This window comes from Halovivax cerinus (assembly GCF_024498195.1).
GTDB classification, from domain to species: domain Archaea; phylum Halobacteriota; class Halobacteria; order Halobacteriales; family Natrialbaceae; genus Halovivax; species Halovivax cerinus.
In genome coordinates this window covers 232,666-259,111 of the sequence record NZ_CP101824.1, presented here as the reverse complement: position 1 = coordinate 259,111, position 26,446 = coordinate 232,666, and the positions used below count along the sequence as shown (strand labels likewise).

Annotated in this window: 24 protein-coding genes and 1 pseudogene; 11 read left to right on the top strand and 14 right to left on the bottom strand. The window is 65.8% G+C overall.

The features are described from left to right. Positions 1-44: 44 nt before the first annotated feature. Both NO366_RS01345 and NO366_RS01340 read left to right on the top strand, forming a co-directional pair. Positions 45-1,301: a polysaccharide deacetylase family protein gene (locus NO366_RS01345; RefSeq protein ID WP_256532519.1), complete on the top strand. Its 1,257-nt coding sequence runs from the start codon at positions 45-47 to the stop codon at positions 1,299-1,301. 189 nt (positions 1,302-1,490) lie between these two features. Beyond that, entirely contained in the window at positions 1,491-2,636 is a 1,146-nt protein-coding gene (locus NO366_RS01340; protein WP_256532518.1) for a hypothetical protein, read from the top strand. A gap of 184 nt (positions 2,637-2,820) precedes the next feature. On the opposite strand, the gene NO366_RS01335 is transcribed toward NO366_RS01340, so the two are convergent. From NO366_RS01335 to NO366_RS01320, 4 genes are all read right to left on the bottom strand, one after another. Further along, positions 2,821-3,978 carry a polysaccharide deacetylase family protein gene (locus NO366_RS01335; RefSeq protein WP_256532517.1) on the bottom strand — a complete coding sequence of 386 codons (1,158 nt, stop codon included), beginning with the start codon at positions 3,976-3,978 and terminating at the stop codon, positions 2,821-2,823. Between the two features lie 12 nt (positions 3,979-3,990). Continuing rightward, entirely contained in the window at positions 3,991-5,094 is a 1,104-nt protein-coding gene (wecB, locus tag NO366_RS01330; RefSeq protein WP_256534055.1) for a non-hydrolyzing UDP-N-acetylglucosamine 2-epimerase, read from the bottom strand. A gap of 116 nt (positions 5,095-5,210) precedes the next feature. Then, the gene (locus NO366_RS01325; RefSeq protein ID WP_256532516.1) at positions 5,211-6,329 is read right to left on the bottom strand and encodes a glycosyltransferase family 2 protein; all 1,119 of its coding nucleotides are present in this window, start codon (positions 6,327-6,329) and stop codon (positions 5,211-5,213) included. 241 nt (positions 6,330-6,570) lie between these two features. Then, positions 6,571-7,386, bottom strand: coding sequence for a sulfite exporter TauE/SafE family protein (locus tag NO366_RS01320; RefSeq protein WP_256532515.1), 816 nt, complete (start codon positions 7,384-7,386; stop codon positions 6,571-6,573). A gap of 310 nt (positions 7,387-7,696) precedes the next feature. On the opposite strand from NO366_RS01320, the gene NO366_RS01315 reads away from it, so the two are divergent. The 3 genes from NO366_RS01315 to NO366_RS01305 all read left to right on the top strand — a co-directional run bounded on the left by NO366_RS01315 (position 7,697) and on the right by NO366_RS01305 (position 9,448). Beyond that, positions 7,697-8,056 (top strand): hypothetical protein, encoded by a 360-nt coding sequence (locus NO366_RS01315; RefSeq protein ID WP_256532514.1) that lies wholly within the window; start codon positions 7,697-7,699, stop codon positions 8,054-8,056. A 119-nt stretch (positions 8,057-8,175) separates the two neighbouring features. After that, positions 8,176-8,481, top strand: coding sequence for a hypothetical protein (locus NO366_RS01310; RefSeq protein WP_256532513.1), 306 nt, complete (start codon positions 8,176-8,178; stop codon positions 8,479-8,481). Positions 8,482-8,665: 184 nt separating this feature from the next. Next, positions 8,666-9,448 (top strand): DUF8081 domain-containing protein, encoded by a 783-nt coding sequence (locus NO366_RS01305; RefSeq protein WP_256532512.1) that lies wholly within the window; start codon positions 8,666-8,668, stop codon positions 9,446-9,448. A gap of 185 nt (positions 9,449-9,633) precedes the next feature. On the opposite strand, the gene NO366_RS01300 is transcribed toward NO366_RS01305, so the two are convergent. Next, positions 9,634-9,843, bottom strand: a complete 210-nt coding sequence (locus NO366_RS01300) for a DUF8149 family protein (protein ID WP_256532511.1) — start codon at positions 9,841-9,843, stop codon at positions 9,634-9,636. Between the two features lie 126 nt (positions 9,844-9,969). On the opposite strand from NO366_RS01300, the gene NO366_RS01295 reads away from it, so the two are divergent. Continuing rightward, positions 9,970-10,389, top strand: coding sequence for a universal stress protein (locus NO366_RS01295; RefSeq protein ID WP_256532510.1), 420 nt, complete (start codon positions 9,970-9,972; stop codon positions 10,387-10,389). 39 nt (positions 10,390-10,428) lie between these two features. Here the strand turns inward: NO366_RS01295 and NO366_RS01290 are convergent, their stop codons facing one another. The 3 genes from NO366_RS01290 to NO366_RS01280 form a co-directional block, all read right to left on the bottom strand. After that, on the bottom strand, positions 10,429-10,989 hold the full coding sequence (locus NO366_RS01290; protein ID WP_256532509.1) for a hypothetical protein: 561 nt from the start codon (positions 10,987-10,989) through the stop codon (positions 10,429-10,431). A 57-nt stretch (positions 10,990-11,046) separates the two neighbouring features. After that, positions 11,047-11,580 (bottom strand): DUF7342 family protein, encoded by a 534-nt coding sequence (locus tag NO366_RS01285; RefSeq protein WP_256532508.1) that lies wholly within the window; start codon positions 11,578-11,580, stop codon positions 11,047-11,049. 115 nt (positions 11,581-11,695) lie between these two features. Beyond that, entirely contained in the window at positions 11,696-12,553 is an 858-nt protein-coding gene (locus NO366_RS01280) for a mechanosensitive ion channel family protein (RefSeq protein WP_256532507.1), read from the bottom strand. Between the two features lie 183 nt (positions 12,554-12,736). Here NO366_RS01280 and NO366_RS01275 point away from each other — a divergent pair, with 183 nt between their 5' ends. Further along, positions 12,737-14,122 (top strand): S8 family peptidase, encoded by a 1,386-nt coding sequence (locus NO366_RS01275; RefSeq protein WP_256532506.1) that lies wholly within the window; start codon positions 12,737-12,739, stop codon positions 14,120-14,122. A gap of 96 nt (positions 14,123-14,218) precedes the next feature. On the opposite strand, the gene NO366_RS01270 is transcribed toward NO366_RS01275, so the two are convergent. Further along, positions 14,219-15,583 carry a metallophosphoesterase gene (locus NO366_RS01270; RefSeq protein ID WP_256532505.1) on the bottom strand — a complete coding sequence of 455 codons (1,365 nt, stop codon included), beginning with the start codon at positions 15,581-15,583 and terminating at the stop codon, positions 14,219-14,221. 397 nt (positions 15,584-15,980) lie between these two features. Here NO366_RS01270 and NO366_RS01265 point away from each other — a divergent pair, with 397 nt between their 5' ends. The 3 genes from NO366_RS01265 (at position 15,981) to NO366_RS01255 (ending at position 21,797) form a co-directional block, all read left to right on the top strand. Continuing rightward, entirely contained in the window at positions 15,981-17,822 is a 1,842-nt protein-coding gene (locus NO366_RS01265) for a S8 family serine peptidase (protein ID WP_256532504.1), read from the top strand. Positions 17,823-18,235: 413 nt separating this feature from the next. Next, on the top strand, positions 18,236-20,083 hold the full coding sequence (locus NO366_RS01260) for a S8 family serine peptidase (RefSeq protein WP_256532503.1): 1,848 nt from the start codon (positions 18,236-18,238) through the stop codon (positions 20,081-20,083). 502 nt (positions 20,084-20,585) lie between these two features. Next, positions 20,586-21,797 (top strand): MFS transporter, encoded by a 1,212-nt coding sequence (locus tag NO366_RS01255; protein WP_382274809.1) that lies wholly within the window; start codon positions 20,586-20,588, stop codon positions 21,795-21,797. 116 nt (positions 21,798-21,913) lie between these two features. Here NO366_RS01255 and NO366_RS01250 read toward each other — a convergent pair. Then, positions 21,914-22,015, bottom strand: a pseudogene (locus NO366_RS01250) (7-cyano-7-deazaguanine synthase); the annotation flags it as partial. A 100-nt stretch (positions 22,016-22,115) separates the two neighbouring features. Between NO366_RS01250 and NO366_RS01245 the strand changes: the two are divergent. Further along, on the top strand, positions 22,116-22,460 hold the full coding sequence (locus NO366_RS01245; protein WP_256532502.1) for a nucleotidyltransferase domain-containing protein: 345 nt from the start codon (positions 22,116-22,118) through the stop codon (positions 22,458-22,460). Between the two features lie 233 nt (positions 22,461-22,693). Here NO366_RS01245 and NO366_RS01240 read toward each other — a convergent pair whose 3' ends face one another. The 4 genes from NO366_RS01240 to NO366_RS01225 form a co-directional block, all read right to left on the bottom strand. After that, positions 22,694-22,891 carry a hypothetical protein gene (locus NO366_RS01240; protein ID WP_256532501.1) on the bottom strand — a complete coding sequence of 66 codons (198 nt, stop codon included), beginning with the start codon at positions 22,889-22,891 and terminating at the stop codon, positions 22,694-22,696. A 19-nt stretch (positions 22,892-22,910) separates the two neighbouring features. Next, positions 22,911-24,299, bottom strand: a complete 1,389-nt coding sequence (locus NO366_RS01235; RefSeq protein WP_256532500.1) for an ATP-binding protein — start codon at positions 24,297-24,299, stop codon at positions 22,911-22,913. Between the two features lie 103 nt (positions 24,300-24,402). Then, positions 24,403-25,113 carry a 7-cyano-7-deazaguanine synthase QueC gene (gene queC, locus NO366_RS01230; RefSeq protein ID WP_256532499.1) on the bottom strand — a complete coding sequence of 237 codons (711 nt, stop codon included), beginning with the start codon at positions 25,111-25,113 and terminating at the stop codon, positions 24,403-24,405. Between the two features lie 337 nt (positions 25,114-25,450). Continuing rightward, positions 25,451-26,353 carry a DUF8172 family protein gene (locus NO366_RS01225; protein WP_256532498.1) on the bottom strand — a complete coding sequence of 301 codons (903 nt, stop codon included), beginning with the start codon at positions 26,351-26,353 and terminating at the stop codon, positions 25,451-25,453. Positions 26,354-26,446 lie beyond the last annotated feature (93 nt).

Sequence of the window (26,446 nt, the reverse complement as noted above, 5' to 3'; positions counted from 1 at the left end):
GCTCTCCCTAACAATGTGCGTCCGTGAGTGTCTTCTCTCCGAGTATGAAACGGCGGACGTACCTTTCTGTCGCGGCGGCGGGACTCGCGGGCTGTCTCGACCACGATCGGATCGGACGGGCGGACGATCGCGTCGACGGAGCCACCAACACGTCCAGTACTATCCAATCGACTGACGATCCCGGCGAATCCGATACCCCTGGGGAAGGGAACGAAGATGGCGATCCTCGCGACGACGGCCGCTCTCTCGTCCACGGCGACCCCTTCGACGACTTCGACGACCTCTCGCCGTGGACGGTACTGGACGGTTCGCTGGACGACGCCCCGCGCGGGGCCCGTCTCGACGCCGACACCACCGACGAGCGAGTGTGGATCCGTCGAACGCTGTCCGAACCGCTCGACTGTTCGAACGTCGTTCCCGGACTCATCCTCTCGACCGGGGACTCGGTGGTCCCGCGAATCCAGCTGTTCGACGGCGACGAAAACCGGGCCGACTTCCGGCGCGGAATCAACGGTGATCGGCGACCGCTGCGATACTCGTTCGGTCTCGAGACAGTCACGGGGTCCGTCGACCTCTCCGACGTCGCAGAAATCCGCATCGCCCTCTGGGTCGGCGATCGGGCGCGGACGATGCACGTCGACGAACTGTTCTTCGTCCCACGTCGGTCCACCGGTACCGTGACGATCCAGTTCGACGACGGCTACGCGACCGACTACACAGAGGCGGTTCCGATCCTCGATCGGTACGGGTACGTCGCTACCTCGTTCGTCAATCCAACCACGATCGGCGGTGACGGACGACTCGGCCTGGAACGGTGCTCACGGCTGGCGGACGCCGGCTGGACGATCGGTAGTCACAGGTACTCCCATCGGCGCCTGAAGGACCTGAGTGCCGACGAACAGGTCACGGAGATCGCCGACGCACACCAGTGGCTCGTCGACCACGGCTTCGAGGACGGGGCCCGGTACTTCGCCTATCCGTTCGGCGAGTGGACCGATCGAACGCTCGACATCGTCGACGAGTACCACGACCTGGCGTTCTGGTCCGGACGGGGCGTCGGTGGCGCCCCGGTAGAGCCGCTCCTGTGCCCCAGGGTGGGGGAACCGTCCGCCGAGACGGCCGTCGACCTGCTCGACCGCGCCGCCCGGTGGGGCGGTCACGTCGGTCTCTTCTACCACGAACTGACGGACCAGCAGCGCACCGACTTCGAGCGGACGATCGAACACCTTCACCGTCTCGAATCGGCCGGTCGTATCGACGTCGTGACGCCCGCCGATCTCGCCGAGCGCGTCCTGCAGTAGCACTCCTGTCGATCCGGACACCCTTCCCTGCCGTCACGCTCGGTGAGTGACGCGGTCCGTCGATCGACGGTTTGGCAGCGCCTGTCTCGTGTCGGTTCATCGGACAGAACTGTAGTCCGGCGATACGGCGTCCCGTCATCTCGCTACGTTAGCCGTAACAAAGCGCTCCGATTCCGTCTCTCTCGTCGAATGCGGTATCTCATATTCGCCAACACGCCGGCGCACGTCCACTGCTACCGAAACGCCGTTTCGGATCTCGAATCGCTGGGTCACGACGTGCTCGTCCTCGCCAGGGACTACGGCTGTACCGTCGCCCTCGCCGAGTGGTACGACCTCCCCTACGAGGTCTACGGTGCCTGTGAGACGTCGAAGTGGTCCCTGCTGGCCAACCTGCCGGCACACTACGCGCGCGCCCTCTCTGTGGCCCGCCGGTTCGATCCGGACCTCATCTTCGGGATGGGTGCGTACGCGGCCCATACCGGTGCCCTCACGCGCACACCGGTGGTTCTCCTGATCGACTCGGAGGTGACGGGGCTCGACCACGCGATCTCGACGCCGTTCGCGCGGACGGTCCTCACGCCGGATACATTCCAGACGCGCCTCTGTGACGACCACTACGTCTTCCCGGGACTGAAGGAGTGTGCGTACCTCCATCCGGACGAATTCGCCCGCCAGTCGGGGGACGACGCGTCGATCCGCGACCGCCTCGGCGTCGATCGCGACGAACCGTACGTCGTCGTCCGGCTGAACGCGTTCGGGTCGCACCACGACGTCGGGAAGGGTGGGTTCACGCCGGATCGCCGGCGCGAATTGATCGAAACCCTCGACGCACACGCCACCGTCCTCGTGTCGGACGAGGGCGGCGATATGGACTACGACGGACTCCCGGCGCGGCCGTTCTCGCTCCACCCGGCGCTGGTACACGACGCGCTCGCCGGCGCCGACCTGCTCGTCGCGGACACGCAGACGATGGTCACCGAGGCCGCCCTGCTGGGAACACCCGCGATCCGGTCGAACTCGTTCGTGGGCGCGGACGACATGGGCAACTTCCGCGCGCTCGAACGCAACGGAATGATCTACAACGAGGCCGCGTTCGAAGCCGTCTTGGAACGGGCGACGACACTCTTGTCGGCCGACGGCACGGACGCGACCTGGCGACGCCGGCGGGACGCGTTCCTCGCCGATCGCTGCAACCTGACGCGCGTCATCGTGGCGGTGGCGACCGCGGCGGGCGACCCCGACGGGGTCGACGCCCTCGATCGGTTCGATCGTCGCGACGCGCCGACGTCGACGGCCGAGCCTGCTCCGGCCGAACCACTTCCGCAGAACGAGTGATCGGCCCCAGCAGGCCGTACCTGGGTGTACAGAGGATCGTCAGGCGACTCTCACCGGCGACGGTGGAATATCCTACCTCGGCGCACGTCAGTGACGGCCGGAATCCCATCTTCGGCTCTCGCCGGGAACGACGGACCTCTCGTCCCGGCTCTGGTCAGTGACGGCCGGTACCCCGTCTCGACCGTCACCGACGCCGACTGGTGTCGGTGGGCCCTGTCGACCCCGCTTCGATCGGTGCGTGCGGTCCGTCAGTCTCGTCGAGCGCCTCGAGCAACGCGCGCGGTGGTCCGATCCAGGCGCCCAGTTCCTGCGCGCGCTCGACGAGCCAGCGGTACAGCCCGCGGTACCCGGGGAACTCGCGTTCGTTGAAGTACCGTGGGTGCCAGAGGACGGTCATCACAGCCTCGTTGGCCGCGGCTTCGAGCAGTAGCTCCTCGCAGGTCAGTCGGGCGGCCTCCGGCTCGACGCTGGGGTCCGGAAGCGCCTGCTCCATGGCCGTCAGTGGGAAGACGCGGAAGTCGTCGCCGAACGGCCGGATCGGCCGGTAGCCGCTGTGGAAGCCCACGTGCGTCCCGGAACCCAAACTGGCGTCGTAGTCGAGGCCGATCGCCCGGTGGTGGCGCCAGGTCTCCGGTATGGTACACCGGAGGTAGTGTTGTCGGCCGCCGGATACGGACGTCGGGGCGGCGCCTTCGTCGTTCGGCCGTTCCTCGCCGTTCGACCGGTTCCCGGTGGTCGGCCGTTCCTCGCCGCCCGGTCGGTTCCCGGGGTTCGGTCGTTTTCCGCCGCTCGCTTCGGCGAGGACGTCTTCGAGGGCCGCCTTCTCTTCGGCCAGTCGGTCGCGATCGTCGGCGGAGTGGAACGAACCGTGGAGCCCGACCTCCCAGCCGCCGGCCGCGAGGTCGGCGATCGCATCGCGGACGTCGGGCGATCTGACGTCGTAGCGCCCGAGGTGCTGGACCCAGTTCGTCGGCGAGAGCCAGTCACGAACGGGACGCTCGGCGAGCAGGTGCTGTTCGTTCAGGACGTAGAACGCGGAGCGGACGTCAAGGTCGTCCTCGAGGTCGCGGATCTCCTCGAACTGCCAGTAGGGGTTCTCGTCGGACAGCGCCGTTCGGAGGTGATAGGCGGGTCGTTCCTGGGCCGCGTAGAACAGGGACCGAAGGCCCTTGTACGGCCGGTCGACGTCGTGGGTGAGACAGAGGGCGAACGAGGCGCCGTCGGGCAGGGGTGACCGGTCCCAGCATGCGCTCGGCGGGAGTTTCGGCTCATCGCGCTCGCGCGGCGCGGCCGGTCGTTCGATCCTCCGGAGCGGGTCGATGGTGGCGGCTTCGTCTGGCATGGCTGGAACGGCTCACCCCAGTCGGCGTTCTACGTCGGTGGCGATGCGCGAGGCAGCGGTTCCGCTCCCGTAGAGGTCGGGTTTCCGTGCCGGGCGCACGGCCGACTCGACCGCCTCGACGATCCGGTCGGCGTCCGCGCCGACGAGGCGGTTCCAGCCCGTCTCGACGGTCTCGACCCACTCGGTCGTCTCGCGTAGCGTCACGCAGGGCGTATCGAGGTAGAACGCCTCCTTCTGGACGCCGCCGGAGTCCGTGGCGACGCGGTCGGCCGCGACGAGCAGGCGCAGGAAGTCGAGGTAGCCGACCGGTTCGACGAGATCGATCCCGTCGAGTGCCCGCTCCCAGAGCCCCTCGCGGCGCAGCGCGGCGACGGTCCGCGGGTGAGCGGGCAGGACCACGGGCCGAGAGAGCGCCGACAACCCCTCGACGATCGATTCCAGCCGGTCCGGGTCGTCGGTGTTGGCGGCGCGGTGGACGGTCGCGAGGACGAACGCGTCGTCTCCGGGGACGAGTCGATCGGCGTGGTGGCCGTCGCTCGCCGTCTCCCCGGCAGGAACGAGCGCGTCGGCGACGTCGTCGTCCGCGAGCCGATCGCGAACCTGGAGGAGCGTGTCGTACATGACGTCGCCGGATCGTACCACGCCGTCGGTGATCCCCTCGCGTTCGAGCGTCTCGACGGCGGTCTCACTCGGCGCGTAGTGGACGTCCGCGCAGTGATCGGTGCAGATCCGGTTTACCTCCTCGGGCATCGATCGATCCCCAGACCGGAGTCCGGCTTCCACGTGGACGAGCGTCGGCTCGCGCTTGGTCGCGGCGAGTGCGCCGGCGAGCGTCGAGTTGGTGTCGCCGTAGACCAGGACGGCGTCTGGTTCCTCGGCGTCGACGAGGCGTTCGATCTCGACCATCACCGCGGCGGTCTGGGCCGCGTGCGTGTCCGACCCGACGTCGAGGTGGTAATCGGGTTCGTCGAGGGCGAGTTCCTCGAAGAACACCGCCGAGAGCTCGGGATCGTAGTGCTGGCCGGTGTGGACGACGGTCTCGTCGACACGTCCCGAGAGGGCCCGCGAGACGGCGGCCGCCTTGACGAACTGCGGCCGGGCGCCGATCACGCTCAGGACGTGGGGTCGGTCGTCCTTCGCCGAGGAACGGCGATCGTCTGTCGCCGTCGACTCGCTATCGCTCGTCGATTCGGATCGGCGAGTTGCCGCCTCCGGGGCGTCCTCACCCACGCTCAGTCACCTCCGGCCGGCTCGTATCCGTCGGTGTCGGGCGACCGACCGTGCAGTCGGTCCACTGTGACGGCGACCGCGACGAAGAGACCACCGAGGAGAACCGCGAGCAGCGACAGGGCGGCTTCCGCCGAGCCGACGCCGACGGTGAGGGCGGCGACCCCCAGCGCGGCCAGTCCGACCGTTCCGCCGAGGACGCCGGCGAGCAGGAGGAGGTACGGCTGGCGTGGACCCGAGCCGACGGACTGCATCCGGTAGCGCCAGAGGCCACGCCGGAGGAGGAGCCACGACAGCGACGGGACGAACCGCGAGTACCGAATGTGGCTCTGCTCGTCCCCGTACCGCGCGGGCATGGGTACGTCCTCGACGCGGAAGCCTTCGACGTTCAGGTGGACGAGGACGTCGTTGCAGAAGCCGTAGCCCTCGTAGAGGCGATCCAGTTCGATCGCCTCGAGGGCGTCACGGGAGATCGCGGTGTAGCCGTTCTGCGGGTCGCTCATCCCCCAGTAGCCGCTGACGAGTTTCGTTATGTACGTCAGGACGGCGTTGCCGAACAGGCGCCAGGGTGGCATCCCGGCTCGATCGTCCGCACTGGCGAGGCGGTTCCCTTTCGCGTAGGCGGCCCGTCCACGAACGACGGGATCGACGATCCGCTGTAGCAACGACGGATCCATCTGTCCGTCGCCGTTCATCACCGCGACCACGTCGAGTCCGTTCTCACGCGCCAGCGCGTACCCCGTCTTGATCGCGCCGCCGACGCCCCGATTTCGGCTGTGACGGACCGTCACGATCCGTGGCGTGACCAGTTCGCCGCCGTCAGCGTGCAGGGACGAGTCGGTGGCCACCTCGCTCGTCGACTCGACCTGGTCACCGCCCTGGACGCGTCCGCGTGGAACTCCGTCGGACGCCTCGCCCATCGCGTCGACGGTCCCATCGACACCGGCGGCCGCGTTGACCCGCATCGCCGCCGCTTCGATCTCGGACCAGGTGTCGTCGGTCGAGCGGTCGTCGACTACGTACGCCCGGTCGACGATCTCCGGGAGCGTCTCGATAACCTCGCCGACGAATCCCGCCTCGTTGTACGCGGGAATCACGACGCCGACTGTTTGCCCTTCGTACATGCTGGTGAACCGTTCTGTGGGTCGCAGAACCACGGGCATAGTAACGAACGGCATTCGGAACGGTCGATCCGTTCGACGCGTCCGTACGCGTCGGTACGCAGTCGATACTGCTCACCTGCCCGCGAGAACGCGGCCGCTACCTCGACACGCGGATCCGACTATCGCGTCTCGGTGGGAGCGTCTCGAGCGGCCGGTGGAAGTGACGCTGGCGTCGATGGAGACGACCCCTCGGGAACGATCGTCAGAGGCCCTGGTAGAACGGCAGCGACGGGCCGGGCAGGTCGACCCCGAAGACCATCAGCCCCATCTTCAGCGGGAAGTACCCGAGGACGACGAACGCGACTCCGAGCGCTCGGTGGAGGTGGACGCGGGTGTTCGAACCGATCGCGGTCACGAGCGTGCCGTAGACGAACAGCGTGGGGATCGTCCCGAGGCCGAGCACGGCCAGCGAGAGCGCGCCTCGGACGGGTTCGCCCTGGGCGAACGCGTAGAGGTAGGCGGGGTAGATGATCGGGCAGGGGAGCAGGCCGTGGAGGCCGCCGAGGAGGACGATCCCGGGGCCGTTCGCGAGCCGGTCGACGTGGCTCGTGAGCGCACCGGAGACGGCCGCGAAGACGCTCCCGACGACGGGGAGGCCGTGGCCCGGGACGCCGGCCCGACCGCGCAGGTAGTAGAGGCCACTGGCGATGATCAGGAGGCCGACGAGGATCCCCGTCGTGGCGCGAAGGGTGTTGCCCACGGCGAACGTTGCGTCGGCCGAGGCGAACGCGAGCGCGCCGAGTAGCGCCACCAGCCCGCCGATGAGGGCGTAGCTCGCGGTGCGACCCAGGTTGAACAGCAGGTGCTGGCGCACCTCGAAGAGCGAGAGGTCGTCCGCTCGGCGCTCGCTTCCGCTCGACATCCGCTGGCCGTACGTGGTCACCAGCGGTCCGCACATCCCGAGACAGTGCGCGCCGGCGAGCAGACCGACGACGAGGAAGGCCACCAGATCCGCGTTGGCGGCGACGTCCATCGAGTCGTGGCCGGCCGCGGCGACGACCGACGAGAACGCGGTCATTACTCGGATCGTGGGATGGCGGGCCTATCCGTCTTGCGCTGCCTCCCACGGGTTCGGAACGACGTCCTCGGTACCTGCCGACGCCGCCTCGCACGGAGTGGCGTGACCTATCGCCGCCTCGCACGGAGTGGACGGGTCGATCGAGGGGCGAGTACGGTCGATCGAGGGACGGGTACGGTCGATCGAGGGGTGAGTACGGTCGATCGAGGGACGGGTACGCCGTACCTGACAGAGGAGGCCGGTACCGATCGACAGCCAACTATTTCAGACGGTCGGAATACATATTTCTCGGCAGTCTGTACGACAGAACATGCTATTCGCTCTCTTCGTCGTGTATACGGCGCTCTGTCTGGCCGCCGCGCTCTGGGTCGGCTACGACGCGCGAACCAACAGTCCACACAGCCCGCTCCTGTGGGCGTCGACCGCGTTCTTCGGGGGTATCGTCGGCCTCCTCCTGTACGCCAATCTGGGTCGACGGCCCCACGCCGGTGGGGGCGGAGTGGGGGCGACGTCGGCCGGCCGCGGCGAGCGATCGGGGGCGGGCACACCGCCGCTTCGCGACTGTCCGAACTGTCGCGCTCGCGAACTCGCCTCGGCGGAGCAGTGTCGGTTTTGCGGTTCGGCGCTCGACCCGGACACGACCGACGGCCCGTGGTTCGCTACGCAGTAGCGTCGCCGCGTCCGATCCCGTCGGTTCGATCGACCCAACTGGCGTTCCGTTCCGGAACCCCTTCTGCCCTGCACACGTTCAGGCGACGAGTCAGGTGGGCTCGGCCACGAGACGCACTCGTGTCTACCGCGCAGCCGCGTTCCGAGCATCGCCCGACGCAGTACTACTACGACTCCGCGACCGATCGCGTCGACGTCGTCGTCGACGTCTCGCCGGCCGCGCGCGAGGACCTGACCGTTCTCGTCGGCGACGATCGCCTCGAACTCCGGATCGACGGGCCCGACGGGGTCGACGAGCGGGCGTTCCGGACCCCGACGGCGGACTGGGGCTTCGGCGAGGACCACGAGGCCGTCTACAACAACGGCGTCCTCACGGTCTCCGTCGAGACGAACGAGGATGGCGACGACGCGGAGATCGTCGACTGACGGCGGACCACGCCGAGTCCGACTGGCGCGATGCCTCGGACGCCGAGGGGCCGGCGATAGAGAATTCGGTGGCCGATACGGTGTCGAGCGGCGGCTGGAACGTGTTCTGGGGTGTCCGGTGCGCGACCGGCGAGCTCGCCGTCGGGCGGGACACTCATGGTAGTGGCGCACACTGGACCCACCAATGAGCTGGGAGGAGCAGTGGCCGGGCGAACCGTACCAGGTCGCGGAGGCCGGCCGGGTGCCCGACGCCTCACCGTTCCGGGTAGCGCTGAAGCGCTCTGCGTGCGCGGCGGCCGCGGAGATCGAGACGCTACGCCAGAGTGCCGGCGAGGTGCTCAGCTACGAGAGTCGGGCCGATGCGGTGGCGAAGCTGATCCACGCGGTCGACTGTCCGGGATTGCGCTTTCAGGAACCGGCGCCGAACGACCCCGCGGACGTCGACGCCTACCTGGTGAAAGTCAGGGAGCCGCGCCCGGACGCCGCTTCGCGCGGCGACCCGGCGACGGGCTGGACGTTCGATACACGCGCCCAGCAGGTGGGCGCGCTGGCGGAGGCGCTCTTTTCGGCCTACCGCTACGACCCGCCGCCGATCGTCGCCTACGCGGCGCGCGAGTTAGAACGCGACCCAGACTCGTTCCGCGTGATCGTCGACGACGATCCCGACCGCGTCGGCGGGCTGGACCCCGACATCGACGGTGCCTGGCACCCGGACGCGGCGTTCACCGTCCGGGAGCGGGACGGGACGGAGCCGGGCGGCGAGTCCGGTCGCGTCCTCAAACGCTACGTCGCGGAGGTCAAGCACGGCTCGACCAGCTTCGAGCGCAACCAGCGAGACGGGATGTCGCGGCTGGCCCGGCGCGACGACTCACTCGACGTGTTGCTCGTTCGTGTCGATCTCTCGGGAATTCCGCAGACGTACGACCTCACGATCCGCTCGATCGACGACGTGGGGCTCCCCGGCTGAGGCGTGGTGTCCTGGGTGAGGCGTGGTGTCCTGGGTGAGGTGTGGCGCCCTGGGTGAGGCGTGGTGTCCTGACTGAAGTGTGGCGCCCTGGGAGTCGTCCACGACGCGGACGAGCCGCCCGGCCGTACGGGGGCGTCGCCATGTGGTCCTGTCGAACCCTCCAGCGCCTCCGATCGCGTCTGTACTCAGGACTCGTCCTCCAGTAATCCGAGGTCGTCGACGACGAGATCGGCTAGTTGGTCTTTGAGTGCGGGATCGACTTCGGCGATCGCCTCGCCGTCGTGGTGGCGCTCGTTGTGGCCCTCGACCGTATCGGCGACATCGTCGATCGGAACGCGTGAGGTGGTTTCGCACGCGGGACAGACGATAGGGACGGTTGGCTCGTCGTCGGACATCAGGCTACTGACTGGCGGGCAGTGTCAAAGACCCACTGGTTGACGGCGGGCCTGAATCGGCGTCCCGCGGATCCGGTTGCGAGTGCAGGGTCCGACCGTATGCGGCAGGCGATCGAGGGTGGTCGTATGTACGAGCACCTGCTGGTTCCGACCGACGGGAGCGAGACGTCGACGCGCGCGGCCGAACACGCGATCGCGCTGGCGCGCTCGCTCGACGCGACCGTCCACGCACTGTCGGTGATCGAGGGGTCCGGACAGATGCAGCGCGATCAGTTACGCAACGACCCCGAGGCCGAGGCCCGGGACGCCGTCGAGGCCGTCGAGCGCGCCGCCACGGCCGAGGACGTCCCCGTCACGACCACGCTCGCGGAGGGCGCCCCGGCGGACGCGATCCACGACCGGGTGGCGACCGCCGACGCGGACCTGATCGTGATGGGGACCGACAACCGGACCGGCGTCGGCCGCGTGCTCAACCCGAGCGTCGCCGAGGACGTCCAGGAGCACTCGTCGATCCCGGTGCTGACGATTCCGAATCCCGGGGAGTGAGTGGGGACGCAGAGCGGGAGTGTCGACGGTGAGGCTCACCTACCCCTCGGACGCGAGTCGATTACGGAACCTCGCCAGCCTGTCCGGAAGTTCCGCCAGGCAGCGACTTACTATCCAGAGTGGCGTCACGTCGTCGAACTGGATGCCGTATCGTTTCGTTCTGCCGTCCGGGTACTCCTCCTGGAAGTGTGCCGGGCCGAGTTCGTCGTGATGATCGTCCTGGTGCCAGCCACAGGCAAGCGTGTAGTGAGACGTAATTGTCGGATCAACGTCACTATCGGTCGACGGGTGTGCCTCGTCGAGCGTTTCGTACCACTGTATCATGGCGTGATCTCGACCGGTCGATTTCGGTGCCCACCAGACCTCCAGTGTTGCGTGTGGCGCCGGATACGTCTCGCCCAGGAACGGGGTCGGCTCGATCGCTGCAACGACGGACGTCGGCGCGATCCGTCCGGGGACGAAGCGTGTATACTCGACCCCGGGTTCGCGTTTGAGCCGTTCGTTTACCTGCGCGAGAATCGTCTTCCGCGTTCGTGACTGTCCCCCATCGAACGAAATACGCTCTCCCGTACGTCCTCGGTCGCCGGTGTCCCGACTCATAGTCGTTGGTGGATCCCGTTCGACCCTATCGACCCTCGCCACGCCACCCGTTCGGGGCTACGCATCTGCAATCGACGAAGCTGACGATCGCTGCACTCTCGCGAGGTCGTCGTACAGTCGTATCGCGTGTCGAACGAGGGTACGCATCTCCTGTACGTACGTCCAGTCTTCGACGACACGTTCGCGTTCCCTCCGTTCGTCCACCGTGAGCGACTCGTCTATGGTCGTCCGAAGCGCATCCGGTTCCATAACGTCGTACCGTTCCTGCCACGATTCGATTCGCTCGCTCATCGCAGACAACTCCCTCGTGAGTTCGTCCTTCGAGTGCTCGTCGACGAGCGTCGCGATTTCATCCAGATACTGTTCCCGGGGATCCGGAACGTACAGCGTCGTTCGATCGTGTTCGATCGTCTCGAGCCTGCCGTCTTCGACGCCTTTCTCGAGGTACTTCTGGGCCGTCTTGTACGTGACGTCGGATTGCTCGGCAACCCAAACTGCACTTCGGGGCTTCGAGAGGGCCGAAGCGACGGTCCGTACTCTCTCTTCGCCGTCGGTATCGTTCGCCCAGACGTCGGGTGACGGTGGCGACATCGAGTATTGATTTGGGCGGGACGATTGTAACTGTTTCCACCCCCTTTCCAATATTTCCAATAGTGCGGTCGCGGCGTCGCAGTGAGCCATCAACGTGTTGTCGAAGCCGCCCGCCTCACTCCGCGACGGCGACTTCGCCCGTGAGTTCGGTAGTGGGGTACGGGAAGTCGATCTCGTCTTCCTCGTCGAAACGCTTCTTGACCGCCTCGACGAACGCGAACTCTGTGGCCTTCGGGCTGTCTTCGTCGGGATCGATCCAGACGCGACCGGTGAGGACGACCGCCGAGTCGCCCAATTCGGTGACCGGTGCCGCCGGTTTGGGTTCGTCGAGGACGCCGTCGACCGTCCGTGCCGCCTCGAGGATGCACGCTCTGGCGCGGTCGATGTCGTCGCCGTACCCGATGCCGAAGTCGTAGCCGACGCGGACCCGTTCGTTCGCGGTCGGGTTCGTCACGGCGGCGTTCGCGAGGTCTGCGTTCGGGACGGTGACGAGTTCGTTGTCGAACGTCTCGACCTTCGTCACCCGGAGGTCGATGTCGCGAACGATGCCGCCCTCGTCGTCCCACTTGATCCAGTCGCCGACGGTGAACGGCTTGTCCTGTAAGATGAAGATGCCGGCGACGAAGTTGGCGATCAGGTCCTGCGTGGCGAAGCCGATCGCCAGCGCCAGCGCGCCGCCCAGGATCGCGAACGCCGAAAGCACGACGCCGAACCCGGCGACCGTCGCCGCCAGGGCGACAGCCACGACGGCCGCCACGACGCTCGTGACGCGGACCGCGGTTCTGACGATCGCGCGTTCGTACCCGCGGCGCGTGAGACTCTCACGGACGGCGCGCGTTACGATCGGTTTTCCGATGCCGTAGAGGAGTCCGAACGCGACGGCGAATTTGAGGGCCGTGACGAGGGCGTCGATAATCGAGAGAGCGATCGCCGACGTACTGAGTGCCGAGATCGCAATCGGTGTGGCGGTCATCGATACCGTTCCTTCGAGACCGACGATAGGTAGGTGTTGTGACCGGATTCGTGTCGAGACCGGGGATCGATCGATTCGAACGGGGTTCGGGCCCGGCTGCCGTCGAACGGTGAGGTGCCCGCCGGAGTAGACGCCCGACACACTCCACAAACTATTTTAATCAGAGAAAAATTAAGTAGAACTATGACCAATATGAATACGGTGATCGGTCGCAGAACGGTCTTACAAACGCTCGGTGCTGGACTCTGTGCGAGTGCGGTCGGCGCGGCGACGCCGGCTGACCGTCCGGGGCCAGGTGGAACGGAACTCCTCGTCGGGACGAGCGACGGAACCTCGATCGCGTCCGTTCGCCGGACCGTCGAGTCGGCGCTGCCGGACGGGACGACGATCGTCCACGAGAACGACGTACTCGGGTACGTCTCGGTCGACGTCTCCGCCGACGGGCCCCAGTCGATGGCGTCGGTCGTGGATCGACTCGAACGACGGTCCGATATCGCGTACGCCGAACCGAACGAGACACTGTATGCCTTGGACGCGTCGACCGGGTCGGCCGAACGCCCGTTCGACCCCGACGACCCGCGGTTCGACGAGCAGACCGTCCCGCAGCAGGTGGACGCGCCGGCGGCCTGGGACACGACCCTCGGGTCGATGGACGTGACGATCGCGGTCGTCGATCAGGGTGTCGACTACACGCACCCCGACCTCGCCGACCGATTCTCCGGCGACGAGGGCCGCGATTTCGTCGACGGGGACGACGATCCGCGTCCCGAGACCGACGCGGAGAGCCACGGGACCCACGTCGCCGGGATCGCCGCGGCGACGACGGGAAACGGTGCGGGGATCGCCGGCCTCTCGAACTGCCGGGTTCTCTCTGCACGTGCGCTGGATTCGAACGGGACCGGTACCCTCTCCGACATCGCCGACGCGATTCAGTGGTCGGCCGACGAGGGTGCCGACCTGATCGCACTCCCGCTCGGTGGTGGTGGAGAGAGCGAGACGCTTCGTGACGCCATCGATCACGCCGTCGACGCCGGGGCGCTCCCGATCGCGGCCGCCGGTGGCGACGGCGGCGACGTCGCGTACCCCGCAGCGTTCGACAACTGTGTGGCGGTCTCGGCGGTCGACGCCGACGACGAGTTCGCATCATTCTCGAACTACGGCCCGGAGATCGACGTCGCCGCACCCGGCGTCGACGTCCTCGCGCCGGTGCCCGGCCGCGAGTACGAGCGGCGATCGGGGACGTCGATGGCCTGCGGGGCTGCGGTCGGGGTCGCGGCCCTGCACGCGTCGGTCCACCCGGACGAGTCGCCATCTGAACGGCGGACACGGCTCCGCGAGACCGCCGTCGACGTGGGGCTCGAACCGGAGAAGGGTGGAGCCGGTCGCGTCGCTGCCCGTCTCGGTGACGACGGGCGGTGTGCCGGGACGTCCCCGTTCGATTCGTCGACGCTGTATCATCCCGGAGATCGAGTCGTCCACGACGGCGCGCTCTGGGAGGCCGACTGGTTCGTCTGGGGGCAGGAACCGACCGAGCGGAGCCGGCGCTGGACGAAGATCGGGACGTGTTGATCGCGCTTCGCTCACCAGTGACGTGACACGATCGTCCGTTCGTGGCGCGACCGCTCTCCAGTCACCCGCATCGCCCCACGATCGCCCGAGCCGTTTTCACTCGGCTCGCTCCGGCGTCGATGGGGTGGGTCGCCGGGTGGATTCGACGACTCTCCGGTCCGGGAGCGTCGGATTCGGTTTGCGTCCGAGGGTCAGCAGCCGTTCGGTCAGGGTGAGTTCGTCGGGCGCTGGTGTCGGCTTCTCGATGGGTTCGAACGACACGGCGATGCCGTCCGACTCGGCCGCGATACGGACGGCAGCGAGCTGGTACGTCGGATAGAAGACCGGCGGGAGCAGTCCGGTAACGCCATCGAGGCGGTGGAGGCGTTTGAGCCACGTCCCCGTGTTGACCAGCAGCCCGCCCGCGACGCGCTTGCTGTCGGGGCGATGGGTGTGGCCGTAGCAGAAGACCGCCGTCTCGGGGCTGTCGGCGAAGATCTCCTCGGCCGCTGCTTCGTACGGCCGTTCCGCGTCGACGGTGAGTTCCGCGTCGAAGAGCCCGAACCGATCGATCGTTCGTTTGACGTCGTGCTGGATCAGGTACAGCGGGACGGCGAGCAACAGTGCCAGTCCGGCGACGACCACGTTCGCCGCGAGGAAGCCGTAGGCGGCCGTTCCGGCCAGGCCGAACGCGCCGAGGAACGATCGGACGGCGTCGATTGGGACCGCGTAGACGCCCGCCATGTCGAGACCGACGAGTATCGCCAGGAGGGAACTGAGGTTGAACAGGAAGAGAAACGGCACCAGCGCGTACCGGAGGAGTGGGTTCATCTCCCGGTAGACGTACTTCGAGAGGAGCCACAGGGGCAGCCACTCCGTCGGCGTCACGGCCTGGACGTCCGAGAGCCAGTCGAACCGGCCGCGATCGGAGAGCTGTCCCGCTCGACTGGTTACCTCCGCGTTGTAGTGGTAGCCGAGTGGTTTTGCGTGTGGATTCCCCCAGTCGTCGATCCGGTTGTTCGGGTCGCGCTGGTGGCCGTGTTCGAAGTGGATCACCCCGTCGCCGACTGGTCTGGTGATGGACTGGTCCTGAACGAGGTCGACGTTGTACGCCGCGAAGCGCTCGACGTACTCGTCGTACGCTGCCAGTTCGTGGTCGTGGTTCCCCGGGAGGAGCGTGATCGGGATCTCTTCGCCGGTCGCTCGCAACTGGGCGAAGAGGTCTGGATAGGTCGCTTCGAGCCTGTCGAACTTCTCGACGCCGTCGAGTTCGGTGAACTCCCAGAGACCGAACGCGTCGCCGTTGATGAGTAGCTCGACCGGCTCGTCGGTGGCCGCCAGCCGTTCGAGGAACGCGACGAGCTCGTGCTCGAACTCGATCTCCCCGAGTTGCTCGTCGCCGCCGATGTGGAGGTCGCTGATGACGTAATAGGCTCGATCGTCGGACGACAGGCCGTCCTCCTCGATCGACCGTTCGCTCATGCCCTATCAGTGCGGGCCGGGATCAAAAGGTGTTCCCCACCGTCTCGGAGACTCCGACGAATCGGTGGGGCAGATCGTTGTCCGTCGTCGGTCCGTCCGCCTCGTCGATAGCCGCTCGTCCCTCGTCGCCGGGTCGTCCGCCTCGTCGATTCACCGCAACTTCACGGTCCCGCCATCGGCGTCCGACCGTGCCACCGGCCATCGTTTCAGCGGACGACAAAACGCACCATCTGTTCGTCGGAATTGTTATTGTAATTTTCGTACGGGTTCGCGTAAATACCGATCCGCCGCCGTCTGATCGCCGAACGTGATTGGTACGAGCAATAAGGACACCGACAGTAAATTTCAACGAGTTTGCGAAGATTTTAATCATCGGGCACTGTGATTTTTACGTACCATGTCGGAAGATGGTACCAACGAACTCGGTCGACGAACAGTCCTCGAAGCAGCTGGTGCAACCGGTGCGTTCCTCGGGTTGGGTGGCGTCGTCTCCGCCACGCCCGGACGCGAACCCGGACCGAAGGAAGACGAGATCCTCGTCGGGACCGAAGACACGGTCTCGATCGCGAGCGCGCGTGTGACCGTCGAGTCTGCGATTCCATCGGACGCGTCGGTCGTCCACGAGAACCGCACGCTCGGGTACATGGCGGTGAAGCTGGCCGACGACAGCCCGAGCGCGATGGACTCGGTCATCGATCGGCTCGAACGCCAGCCCGGAATCGAGTACGCAGAACGCAACGAGACCTGGCACGCGTTCTACCAGCCGAACGACCCGCAATTCGGCTCACAGTACGCGCCACAGCTGGTCAACGCGGACGACGCCTGGGACACCGAGATGGGATCGATGGACGTCACCATCGCGGTCGTCGACCAGGGCGTCGACTACTCACATCCTGACCTCCAGGCGCGCTTCCAGGGTAACGCGGGGTACGACTTCGTCGACAACGACAGCGATCCGGCACCGGTGAACAACTCCGAAAATCACGGCACGCACGTCGGCGGCTGCGCCGCAGCGACGACGGACAACGGCAGGGGAACGGCGGGTATCTCGAACTGTCGGCTCATCTCCGGGCGCGCGCTCGGCGCTAGCGGGGGCGGCTCGATGTCCGATATCGCCGATGCGATCCAGTGGTCGGCCGACCAGGGGGCTGACATCGTCAACATGTCACTCGGTGGTGGCGGCGCCAGCCAGACGGGTCGCCAGGCGATCAACTACGCGTACCAAAACGGCACGTTGCCGATCGCGGCCGCGGGCAACGACGGCGGGCCGGTCTCGTACCCCGCCGCGTACCAGAACTGTATGGCGGTCTCGGCGATCGACCAGAACGAGAACCTCGCGAGCTTCTCGAACCGCGGGTCGGAGATCAACGTCGCCTCGCCGGGCGTCGACGTCCTCGCACCGGTTCCCGGCGGCAGCTACGAGCGGCTCTCGGGCACCTCGATGGCGTGTCCGGTCGCCTCCGGCGTCGCCGCGCTCGGCAAGTCCGCCCACCCGAACCTCTCGGCGGGCCAACTCTGGGAGCGCCTGGAGCAGACGGCCGTCGACATCGGCCTTCCCGGCCAGCACCAGGGTGCGGGCCGCGTCGACGCCGCCAATATCGTCGACGGTGGTGGCGGTGGCGACCCGGGTGCGCCGACGGCCAACTTCTCCGCAAGCCCGTCCAACCCTGACGTCGGCGAGACCGTCGGCTTCGACGGGCGTGCGTCCCAGCCGCCGGAAGGCGGCTACATTAGTCGCTACGAGTGGGACTTCGGGGACGGCCGGACCGCTTCCGGCGAGACCGCCCAGCACAGCTTCGGCTCCGAGGGCAGCTACACCGTCGAACTGACCGTGACCGCGAACAACGGCCGGGCGGACTCGACGACCGAGACGATCGCCGTCGGCGACGGCGGGGGCGGCCAGTGTGGCGCCGAATCGAACTCCGCTTCGGCGAACGGCTCCCTGAGCGGTGGCTGGTGGGGCAACGATAGCGACAGTTACACCTACACCCTGGACACGACCAACCCGTGCCAGGCGACGGCCACGCTCGACGGTCCCTCTTCGGGCGACTTCGACCTCTACCTGACGCTCGACGGCCGGACGCCGACGACGGACGACTACGACGAGGCGTCGTACTCGTCGAACAGCCAGGAGGAGATCACGGTCGACCTCTCCGGCGACGAGGAACTCGGCCTGCTGGTCGACGCGTACTCGGGAAGCGGCGATTACACGATCAGCGTCGAAGAACTCGGCCGGTAACCGGCACACACGCGACAGCGCTCCGATCGTTTTTTTTTTGTTCCACCCGAACGGTTCGGATCACTTCTCCCGTAGCGACAGCCGGTACCGCCTTCCTGTCGCCGTTTTCGCCACATTGTCCCAGGTGCATCGCTCCTCCCCGATCGATCACCGATATCGGGTATCGGACGGCCGGTGTCGGACGTGACGTCCGTTCGATACCAACGGCTCCGGACAATTTCGGCGAAGATTAACAATAAACTAGTGGCTGTTCTCTAGCGAGAAACACGTTCCGTTCATTTCACCGACCGGCGGACGAGACGTAGCCGATCTTTCTATCTGAAGTGTAAATCGATGATTACTTAGAGATTAATAATCTATGCCGACGAGTTCACGGAAATTTTAATTACGGTGTGTGAATATAGTCGAAGGCCATGTCAGATAATGGCTCCCACAATGTCGGTCGGAGAACAGTTCTCGAAGCGGCCGGTGCGGCCGGTGCGTTCCTCGGGTTGGGTGGCGTCGTCTCCGCCACGCCCGGACGCGAACCCGGACCGAAGGAGGACGAGATCCTCGTCGGGAAGAGCGACACCGTCGGTATCGCGAGCGCGCGTGCAACGGTGGAGTCGGCGATCCCGTCGGACGCGTCTGTCGTCCACGAAAACAGCACGCTCGGGTACGTGGCGGTCAAGGTACCCGACGACGGCCCAAGCGCGATGGACTCGGTCATCGATCGGCTCGAACGCCAGCCCGGAATCGAGTACGCAGAACGCAACGAGACCTGGCACGCGTTCTCCCAGCCGAACGACCCGCAGTTCGGCTCGCAGTACGCGCCACAGCTGGTCAACGCGGATACAGCCTGGGACACCGAGATGGGATCGATGGACGTCACCATCGCGGTCGTCGACCAGGGCGTCGACTACACGCACCCCGATCTCCAGGCGCGCTTCCAGGGTACCGAGGGGTACGACTTCGTCGACAACGACAGTGATCCGGCGCCGGTGACCAACTCGGAGAATCACGGCACACACGTCGGCGGCTGTGCGGCCGCGACGACCGACAACGGCGACGGGACCGCGGGTATCTCGAACTGTCGGCTCATCTCCGGGCGCGCCCTCGGGTCGGGCGGCAGCGGCTCGATGTCAGACATCGCCGACGCGATTCAGTGGGCCGCAGACCAGGGGGCGGACGTCGTCAACATGTCACTCGGTGGTGGCGGCGCCAGCCAGACGGGTCGCCAGGCGATCAACTACGCGTACGAAAACGGCACGTTGCCGATCGCGGCCGCGGGCAACGACTACGGCTCGCCGGTGAGCTACCCTGCGGCGTACGACAACTGTGTCGCGGTCTCCGCGATCGACGAGAACGAGAACATCGCGAACTTCTCGAACTATGGCCCGGAGATCAACGTCGCCTCGCCGGGCGTCGACGTGCTCGCGCCGGTCCCCGGCGGCGGGTACACGACGATGTCGGGGACGTCGATGGCGTGTCCGGTCGCCTCCGGCGTCGCCGCGCTCGGCAAGTCCGCCCACCCCGACCTGTCGGTACAGGAACTCTGGGACCTGCTGGAGGAGACGGCCGTCGACATCGGTCTCCCCTCGGACCAGCAAGGTTCGGGTCGTGTCGACGCCGCGAACATCGTCGAGGGCGGCGGTGGCGGTGATCCGGAGCAGCCGTCGGCCAGCTTCAGTTTCAGTCCCTCGGACCCCGAGGCAGGTGAGACCGTCAGCTTCGACGGGAGCGCGTCTCAGCCGCCCGAGGGTGGCCGCATCCGCGGCTACCAGTGGGACTTCGGCGACGGGGCGACCGGTTCCGGCCAGACGGCCTCCCATAGCTACCGCGAGGAGGGCGAGTACACGGTCGAACTCACGGTCACGGGCGACAACGGCACCTCGGACACGGCGCGACAGTCGGTCGCCGTCGGGGGCGACGGCGGTGGCGGCCAGTGCGGTGCCGAGACGAGTTCGGACTCCGTCTCGGGCTACCTGAGCGGCGGCTGGTGGGGCAACGGCAGCGAGAGCTACACCTACACGCTCGACACGGCCAACCCGTGCCAGGCGACGGTCACGCTCTCCGGCCCGACCTACTCCGACTTCGACCTCTACCTCACGCTCGACGGTCGGACGCCGACGACCTACGACTACGACGAGGCGTCGTACTCGTCGAACAGCCAGGAGGAGATCACGGTCGACCTCTCCGGCGACGAGGAACTCGGCCTGCTGGTCGACGCGTACTCGGGAAGCGGTAACTACACGCTGTCCGTCGACGAACTCGGACAGTAACGTCGCACGAACCGAACGCGGGAGTATCCGTTTTTTTTTTTGGATTCCGGTCGGCAGTTCCACACCGGGGACGTCCGATAGCGACGGCACCCGGCCACCGTCACGAGTCGAACGGACACACCGTTCCGTCCACGCTGTTTCAGCACCGTCTCAGTGCGGCGGGGGAACCGTTCCGCCCATCGGTCGTCGGTGCACGTTCCGACCCGGATTTCGGAACGAACCTGCGAATACCTCCCCGAGTGGCCTGTCCACGCGTGATCGCGAGCAACGCGATCCCGCTGGCGAGGTACAACCGCGCTACAGCCGGTGGTGGGTCGAACCCGATGATGCCAAGGCTCGCGAGAGCGAAGCCGATCGGCTGGGTGCCGGCGATGGCGGCGGCACCGACCATCTGGAGGCAACGGATCGCCACGTCCCCACTCTTCGGCCGCCGTCCGGTGAGTGAGACGTGAGACGTGCAGCGTGGCGAAGACTGATTATCCCGACCGCGAACGTCGAAGTGGTGACGCGATTCACTGTGGCCGTGGTTACGTCGACGATCCGCTCGTTCGGTGCTCTCCGGGGTGGCGGTCGCGGGTCGATTCTGCTCGCCGTGGCCTTCGGCTGGTTCCTCTCGATCAGCGTCCGGACGATCTACCCGGCGTTGTTACCCCGTATCCGGGCGGCGTACGGCCTGTCGCTGACGGCGGCCGGGCTCCTGTTGACCGTGCTCTGGGTCGCCTACGCGGCCGGTCAGCTTCCAGGCGGTGTGCTGACCGACTGGATCGGAGAGCGCCTGCTCCTCGTCGTCAGTTCCGTCCTCGCCGCGATGACGCTCTCGCTCGTCGTCCTCGCGGACGCGCCGGTCGTTCTGTTCGTCGCGACGGCACTCTTCGGCGCGGGTACCGCGCTCTACGGCACGTCCCGATTCACGATCCTTCAGCGGGTCTTTCCCGACCAGCTCGGGACGGCGACGGGCGCGACGATGGCCGCCGGCGACGTCGGAAACGCGGTGATGCCGCCGGTGGCCGGGGTCATCGCGACCGCGGTCGCCTGGCAGTACGGTCTCGGGTTCGCAGTCCCGCTCTTCCTGCTCGCCGCCGTCGGCCTCTGGACGACGCTGCCGGGCCGGCAGACGGCGGCGACGCCGCTTCGCGAGCAGCTGTCACCGCCGGACCTCTGGCGGACGCTGTCGCAACCGTTCGTGCTGCGGAGAACTCTCCTGCTCGTGCTGTGGGCCGTCCTCTTCCAGGCGTTCGTGGGTTTCTACCCCACCTATCTGATGGACGTCGCGACGGTCCCCTCCCCGGTTGCGACGGCGTTGTTCGGCTTCTTCTTCGCGCTCGGCATCCCCACGAAACCGCTCGCCGGTCGTGCCTACGACCGCGTGGGGGTCAGAACGCCGCTGGTGGTGATCATGGGCGCGACCGCGGTCTCGTTCGCTGCCGTTCCGTTCGCCAGCGGCCTCCCGACGTTCGTCGTCCTGACCGCGCTCGCCGCCGGCGTCCTCGGTTTCGAGACGATCGTGATCTCGGATCTCACCGGCCGGTTACCCGACCGGACGCGGGGCACGAGCCTTGGCGCCATCAGAACCGTCTACATCGGCCTCGGCGCCGTGAGCCCGCTCCTCGTCGGCGCTGTCGCAGACGCCGGCCACTTCGACGCGGCGTTCTTCGCGATCGCCGCCCTGGCCGGTCTGACGGGCCTCTACGCGTTCGTCGCCATCGACGTCTGAGACGGGGGCAGAGCCTCGATTCTGCTCTTCGCCCGGCGCTCAGCAGTGGCCCGGTGTGATACCGCACCGATGCGTACCGAGCGGCCCGTCCGCCAGGCCGCGACCGTCCCAGACCCGATCGGATCCCGTTCGTCGATATTCTGGAACGCCTCGAGTCGACGAACGCAGGAGTCACAGGTTCCACAGGCCGGTTCGTCGTCGCGATAGCAACTCCAGGTAGTGGTCATAAGCTGGTCGGAGGTGTGGAGGCGCCAGTCAGAACTGGAGCGGTGGATCTGCCGACGAGGATTTATGTCAGTTGGACTCGAACGACACAGTATGGAACCGCCTGCCGAGACGACGCACAGACGGGCGGCGGAGGCCTTCGGCCGAGCGGTACGCGATCGATTCGACGACGAACTCGAGGCGATCCACCGCTTCGGCAGCGTCGTCCGCGGGGACGAACGGGGTGTCGATTCTGACGTCGACTTACTCGTCGTCCTCTCGGACGACGCCGACGAGTCGCGCGTTACGACGGACATCCGTGCTTTCGCGTACGACATCGAACTCGACTACGGCGTCGTCCTTTCGCAGGTCGTACGGACGCGATCGGCGCTCGAACGCGACCAGAATAAACCGTTCGTTCGGACAGTAACCCGAACCGGACAGACGTTGTCTGGCTGACGCGGGTGATCCCTCCGCTGAACTGGAATTGGCACGTGATGCGCTCGCCGACGCCCTGATTCTCCACCCACGTAAAAGAACTCGAGCCGGTGTCGTGAACCGCCTGTACTACGCCGCCTTTCACGTCGCCCAGGCTGCACTGTACGCGAACGGACCGTGCCCACCTCTCACGGCCACGTTCGGCAGGCGTTCGGACAGGAACTCGTTCTACAACAGATCGGATCACCACAAAACTACGCGAGATTCGCGACTGGCTCGACCACTTCCTGAAGCCGCTGACCGGGCGCGATGACTACGTCCTCCGTGTCGGTGACTATCGCGTTCTCATCGACTGCCAGCAGAACGACGGAGGAACCGAAGATGGTCACCGCGATGACGGCGGTGTGACTGAAACCGACGGTGGCGATGCGCTGTGTTGGGAATCGGATCATCGACGAGATATCGGTGCCATCAACTGACGGCCGAAACCACGTCGTCGATCGAAAACAGTCTGAGATCTGACCGCTCTTCGGCGACTTCCTCGACGGCGTTACTAAATCCGCTCTTCGAAAATAGCGCGTACGTTTCGGTCCTGTCGCTCCCGTCGCGAGGCGTCCATCGAAGTTCGTCGACGTGATCACGCAGTTTCGAAAACGCATCGTACCCGAGCGTCGATTCTCTGAATTTGCATTCGCCGGCGATCAACGTTCCATCTGTGGTGAATCCGACGACGTCGATCTCGTGATCGTCGTACCACCACTGCCCAGTCTTGGTTACCGTCTTCGAGGGATAGAACGTTCGGAGGGCGGTACAGCACAACGTTTCGAACGAACGACTCGCAAAATCGGCTATCTCGGGTTCGATGAGCGTTTGGTACGCTTCGTCACCGAGTTCGTCGTACTCGGCAGCGGCTCCATAGACGAAGCGGAACCAGAACCTGAAGAACGAGTCTCGGATCCGATATCGGCTCCGTTTGCTTCGGGCTTTTCGCTCGGTGATTGGAACGTGCTGATCGACGAGTCGAAGGCGAGAGAGCCGATCGAGATACTTCGAGAGCTGGTTATAGTCGATTCCGGTCTGCCCGGCGATTTCGTTTCGGCTGGTCTTCCCGGCGGCGAGCGCCTCCAGTATCGAGAAGTACCGTGTGGGCTCCGTCAGCTCCATCCGGAGTACATAGTCGGGTTCGTTGTGGAGCGTTCCGTGTCTGGAGAGGATGGTCCGAGACACTACCGTCTCGAGTGTCCGTTTCGGGTCGATCTCCTCGAGATAGTATGGAACGCCGCCAAAGATACTCCACGTTTTCACCTGTTCGGCCGGTGATGGGACTTCGTCGAAAAACGACAGTGCGGCGCTGAACGGGAGCGGTCCGACATCGAGCTTCACAGACGAGCGGCCGTACAACGGGCTGTTCCCAAGCAGTGCCGCTTCTTCCATCATGCTGATCGACGAGCCGACGAGAACGAACGTAGCCGATGAATCCTCGAGTTCGTGATCTAGCAGCGCCTGTACCACCGAAGGGAGGCTCGGTTCCTGTTCGACCAGGTACGGAAACTCGTCGAGAACGACGATTGCATCCTGTTCGGCGAGATATCGCAACACGTCCTCCCAGTTCTTCCGTATCCGCTCGACATCCGGATACGCCGTCGCGGCCGCTTCGACGAACTGTTGCAACTGGAGTCGGCTCGTTTTCTGCCTCGCCTGGTAGACGACTGCCCCGTCGTACGCGTCGAGCGACTGCCTGACGAGTGCCGTCTTCCCGAGCCGACGGCGACCGTAAACAACGGCCAGTTCGGCCTCGTTCGACTCGTACAGCTCCTGGAGTTGCTCGAGCTCTGCGGTTCGATTGACGAACCTCCTCATACTGGTCCCGTGTCCCCCACTCACATTAGGCGTTTCTATTATCGTACTCTCAAGTATGATACTCTGAAGTATGATTCTTGAGGGTATCTTTCTCGTTTGCTGGTCATTCTCCGTACCCAATCGGATCCCGTTCGTCGATATTCTGGAACGCCTCGAGTCGACGAACGCAGGAGTCACAGGTTCCACAGGCCGGTTCGTCGTCGCGATAGCAACTCCAGGTGAGTTCGTACGGGACCTCGAGTTCGAGCCCACGAGCCGCGATGTCGGTTTTGCTGGCCTCGACGAACGGGGCGTGGATCTCGATCTCGGTGTCGTCCGCCGTGCCGGTGTCGACGACGCGCTGGAACGCTTCGAAGAATTGCGGTCGACAGTCGGGATAGCCGCCGTGGTCTTCCGAGTGGGCGCCGACGAAGACGGCCTCGCAGTCGGTCGCCTCCGCGTAGGCGACGGCCATCGAGAGCAGGTTGGCGTTCCGGAACGGGACGTAGGTGGACGGGACGGCCTCAGGAGCTGCTTCGTCAGCGTCCGCAGCGTCGGGGATGTCGTCCGCATCGGGGACGGCTTCGCTCTCGTCGGTGAGGCTCGACCCGCCGATACTCGCGAGATGGTCCGTCTCGACGCGGTGGAACGCGGCGTCGAGTTCGTCGGCCTGGGCGCGAGCGCACTCGTACTCCTTCGACTCGGTGCGCTGCCCGTAGGAGGTGTGCAGAAAGTGCAGGTCGTAGCCCTGGGCGCGGGCTTCGTACGCGGCGGTCGCGCTGTCCATCCCGCCGGAGGCGAGCACGACGGCTGACGTGGCCGGACTAGTGGGCATTAGTACAGATGGGGAGGCCGCCGTACTAGAGCGAATCGGAATCGTCTCTACACCCGATACGTCTGCAGCGGCCGGCACTGTGGAGTGCTACGCAGGAACTCCTCCTGATCGATGTGTGTGTGTGTGTGTGTGTGTGTGTGTGTGTGATTAGCGTTGCGAGCGTCTACAGCGCGCGATTACGGGCCACTCTCACCAGTGGATTTATGCCTCCGAGTGACCACTATACCGATATGACCCTCGAAGACTCCATCCGAGAACTGGAGGATCGTCTCGGAATGAGTCGGAGCGATGAAGTAGAAGAGGCCGGCCGGACCGTGGCTCGTCTGCAGGACTAACCTCACCCGAGTTCCCTGAGTGTGTCCGCAAATTCGCGTTTTGTGAGCCCATCAGTGTCGAGCAGATCGGTCATTCCCGCCCGACGGACGGCTTCCCCGGTGAAGGTGACCCACAGCTTTTCGTGGCGATTTGCATACATTCGCCACCGCTGGCTTGGCTGCAGATCCAGTTCGTACGCTTCGAGCGGGATTTCGACATCGTGCTTTCGCACGAGGACGTCACACCCGAACTTCTCGAGATATTTGAACCGGCCACCCTTTCGCCGAACCGTCAGGAGTCGCTTGGATTCGTTGATGTAGTCGTTGACCCACGCCATCCAATCGTACTCGTCAGTCCCCTCCGACTGGATCGCCGTCTCTGGCATCGAGAATCCCGGGTTCACCCGCTTGAGGTAGAGTTGGCTCATCCCGATAGCCGTTCGATGGTTCGCGTTCGGAAGGACGTGTTTGAGGATCAAGTTTGCTGCCAGTCGCCCGGCTACCTCGACCGCGGTTCCGGTCCAGTCGATCTGGTTGAGCGCGGGCTCGATCTCCTCGGCTGCGATATCCTTGTACGCTCGTACCCGCGTTCCTTCTTCCTCGTAGTTCTCCTCGAGGACGGTTCTGAACACGTCGACCAACCTGGTCGCGATGACGGCGTTGGCCGGCTCCATCGAGCCGATGTACTCGACGAGATCGTACTCTATCTCGTCCGCGGCGCCGCTCGCACCTGAGGCAGTGTAGACGACGTAGACGGTCCGATCTAACTCGACCGATTCCACCTTGACCGATTTGTGCGGATCGTACCCGACGACGCGGTCCCCTATCGCTTCCAGATTGGGGCTGACGAAATCCACCGAGAACTGCACATCCTGCTCGTGGTGGTAGGGAACCCGATTCACCATCTCTTCCGAAGCGCTACGCACCCCATCGTACTAATCACACCGGTCAGTGATCGTGTACGACTTCCGCCCGAAACGAGCGCAGCGGCTGATCTGGTACGTCCGTTCGTATTTGCC

What these genes read in the sequence shown, in the direction of transcription:
- NO366_RS01345 (WP_256532519.1), top strand. Translation starts at nt 45, where the DNA reads ATGAAACGGCGGACGTACCTTTCTGTCGCGGCGGCGGGACTCGCGGGC.
- NO366_RS01340 (WP_256532518.1), top strand. Translation starts at nt 1,491, where the DNA reads ATGCGGTATCTCATATTCGCCAACACGCCGGCGCACGTCCACTGCTAC.
- NO366_RS01335 (WP_256532517.1), bottom strand. Translation starts at nt 3,978, where the DNA reads ATGCCAGACGAAGCCGCCACCATCGACCCGCTCCGGAGGATCGAACGA.
- NO366_RS01325 (WP_256532516.1), bottom strand. Translation starts at nt 6,329, where the DNA reads ATGTACGAAGGGCAAACAGTCGGCGTCGTGATTCCCGCGTACAACGAG.
- NO366_RS01320 (WP_256532515.1), bottom strand. Translation starts at nt 7,386, where the DNA reads ATGACCGCGTTCTCGTCGGTCGTCGCCGCGGCCGGCCACGACTCGATG.
- NO366_RS01315 (WP_256532514.1), top strand. Translation starts at nt 7,697, where the DNA reads ATGCTATTCGCTCTCTTCGTCGTGTATACGGCGCTCTGTCTGGCCGCC.
- NO366_RS01305 (WP_256532512.1), top strand. Translation starts at nt 8,666, where the DNA reads ATGAGCTGGGAGGAGCAGTGGCCGGGCGAACCGTACCAGGTCGCGGAG.
- NO366_RS01300 (WP_256532511.1), bottom strand. Translation starts at nt 9,843, where the DNA reads ATGTCCGACGACGAGCCAACCGTCCCTATCGTCTGTCCCGCGTGCGAA.
- NO366_RS01295 (WP_256532510.1), top strand. Translation starts at nt 9,970, where the DNA reads ATGTACGAGCACCTGCTGGTTCCGACCGACGGGAGCGAGACGTCGACG.
- NO366_RS01290 (WP_256532509.1), bottom strand. Translation starts at nt 10,989, where the DNA reads ATGAGTCGGGACACCGGCGACCGAGGACGTACGGGAGAGCGTATTTCG.
- NO366_RS01285 (WP_256532508.1), bottom strand. Translation starts at nt 11,580, where the DNA reads ATGTCGCCACCGTCACCCGACGTCTGGGCGAACGATACCGACGGCGAA.
- NO366_RS01280 (WP_256532507.1), bottom strand. Translation starts at nt 12,553, where the DNA reads ATGACCGCCACACCGATTGCGATCTCGGCACTCAGTACGTCGGCGATC.
- NO366_RS01275 (WP_256532506.1), top strand. Translation starts at nt 12,737, where the DNA reads ATGACCAATATGAATACGGTGATCGGTCGCAGAACGGTCTTACAAACG.
- NO366_RS01270 (WP_256532505.1), bottom strand. Translation starts at nt 15,583, where the DNA reads ATGAGCGAACGGTCGATCGAGGAGGACGGCCTGTCGTCCGACGATCGA.
- NO366_RS01265 (WP_256532504.1), top strand. Translation starts at nt 15,981, where the DNA reads ATGTCGGAAGATGGTACCAACGAACTCGGTCGACGAACAGTCCTCGAA.
- NO366_RS01260 (WP_256532503.1), top strand. Translation starts at nt 18,236, where the DNA reads ATGTCAGATAATGGCTCCCACAATGTCGGTCGGAGAACAGTTCTCGAA.
- NO366_RS01245 (WP_256532502.1), top strand. Translation starts at nt 22,116, where the DNA reads ATGGAACCGCCTGCCGAGACGACGCACAGACGGGCGGCGGAGGCCTTC.
- NO366_RS01240 (WP_256532501.1), bottom strand. Translation starts at nt 22,891, where the DNA reads ATGATCCGATTCCCAACACAGCGCATCGCCACCGTCGGTTTCAGTCAC.
- NO366_RS01235 (WP_256532500.1), bottom strand. Translation starts at nt 24,299, where the DNA reads ATGAGGAGGTTCGTCAATCGAACCGCAGAGCTCGAGCAACTCCAGGAG.
- queC (WP_256532499.1), bottom strand. Translation starts at nt 25,113, where the DNA reads ATGCCCACTAGTCCGGCCACGTCAGCCGTCGTGCTCGCCTCCGGCGGG.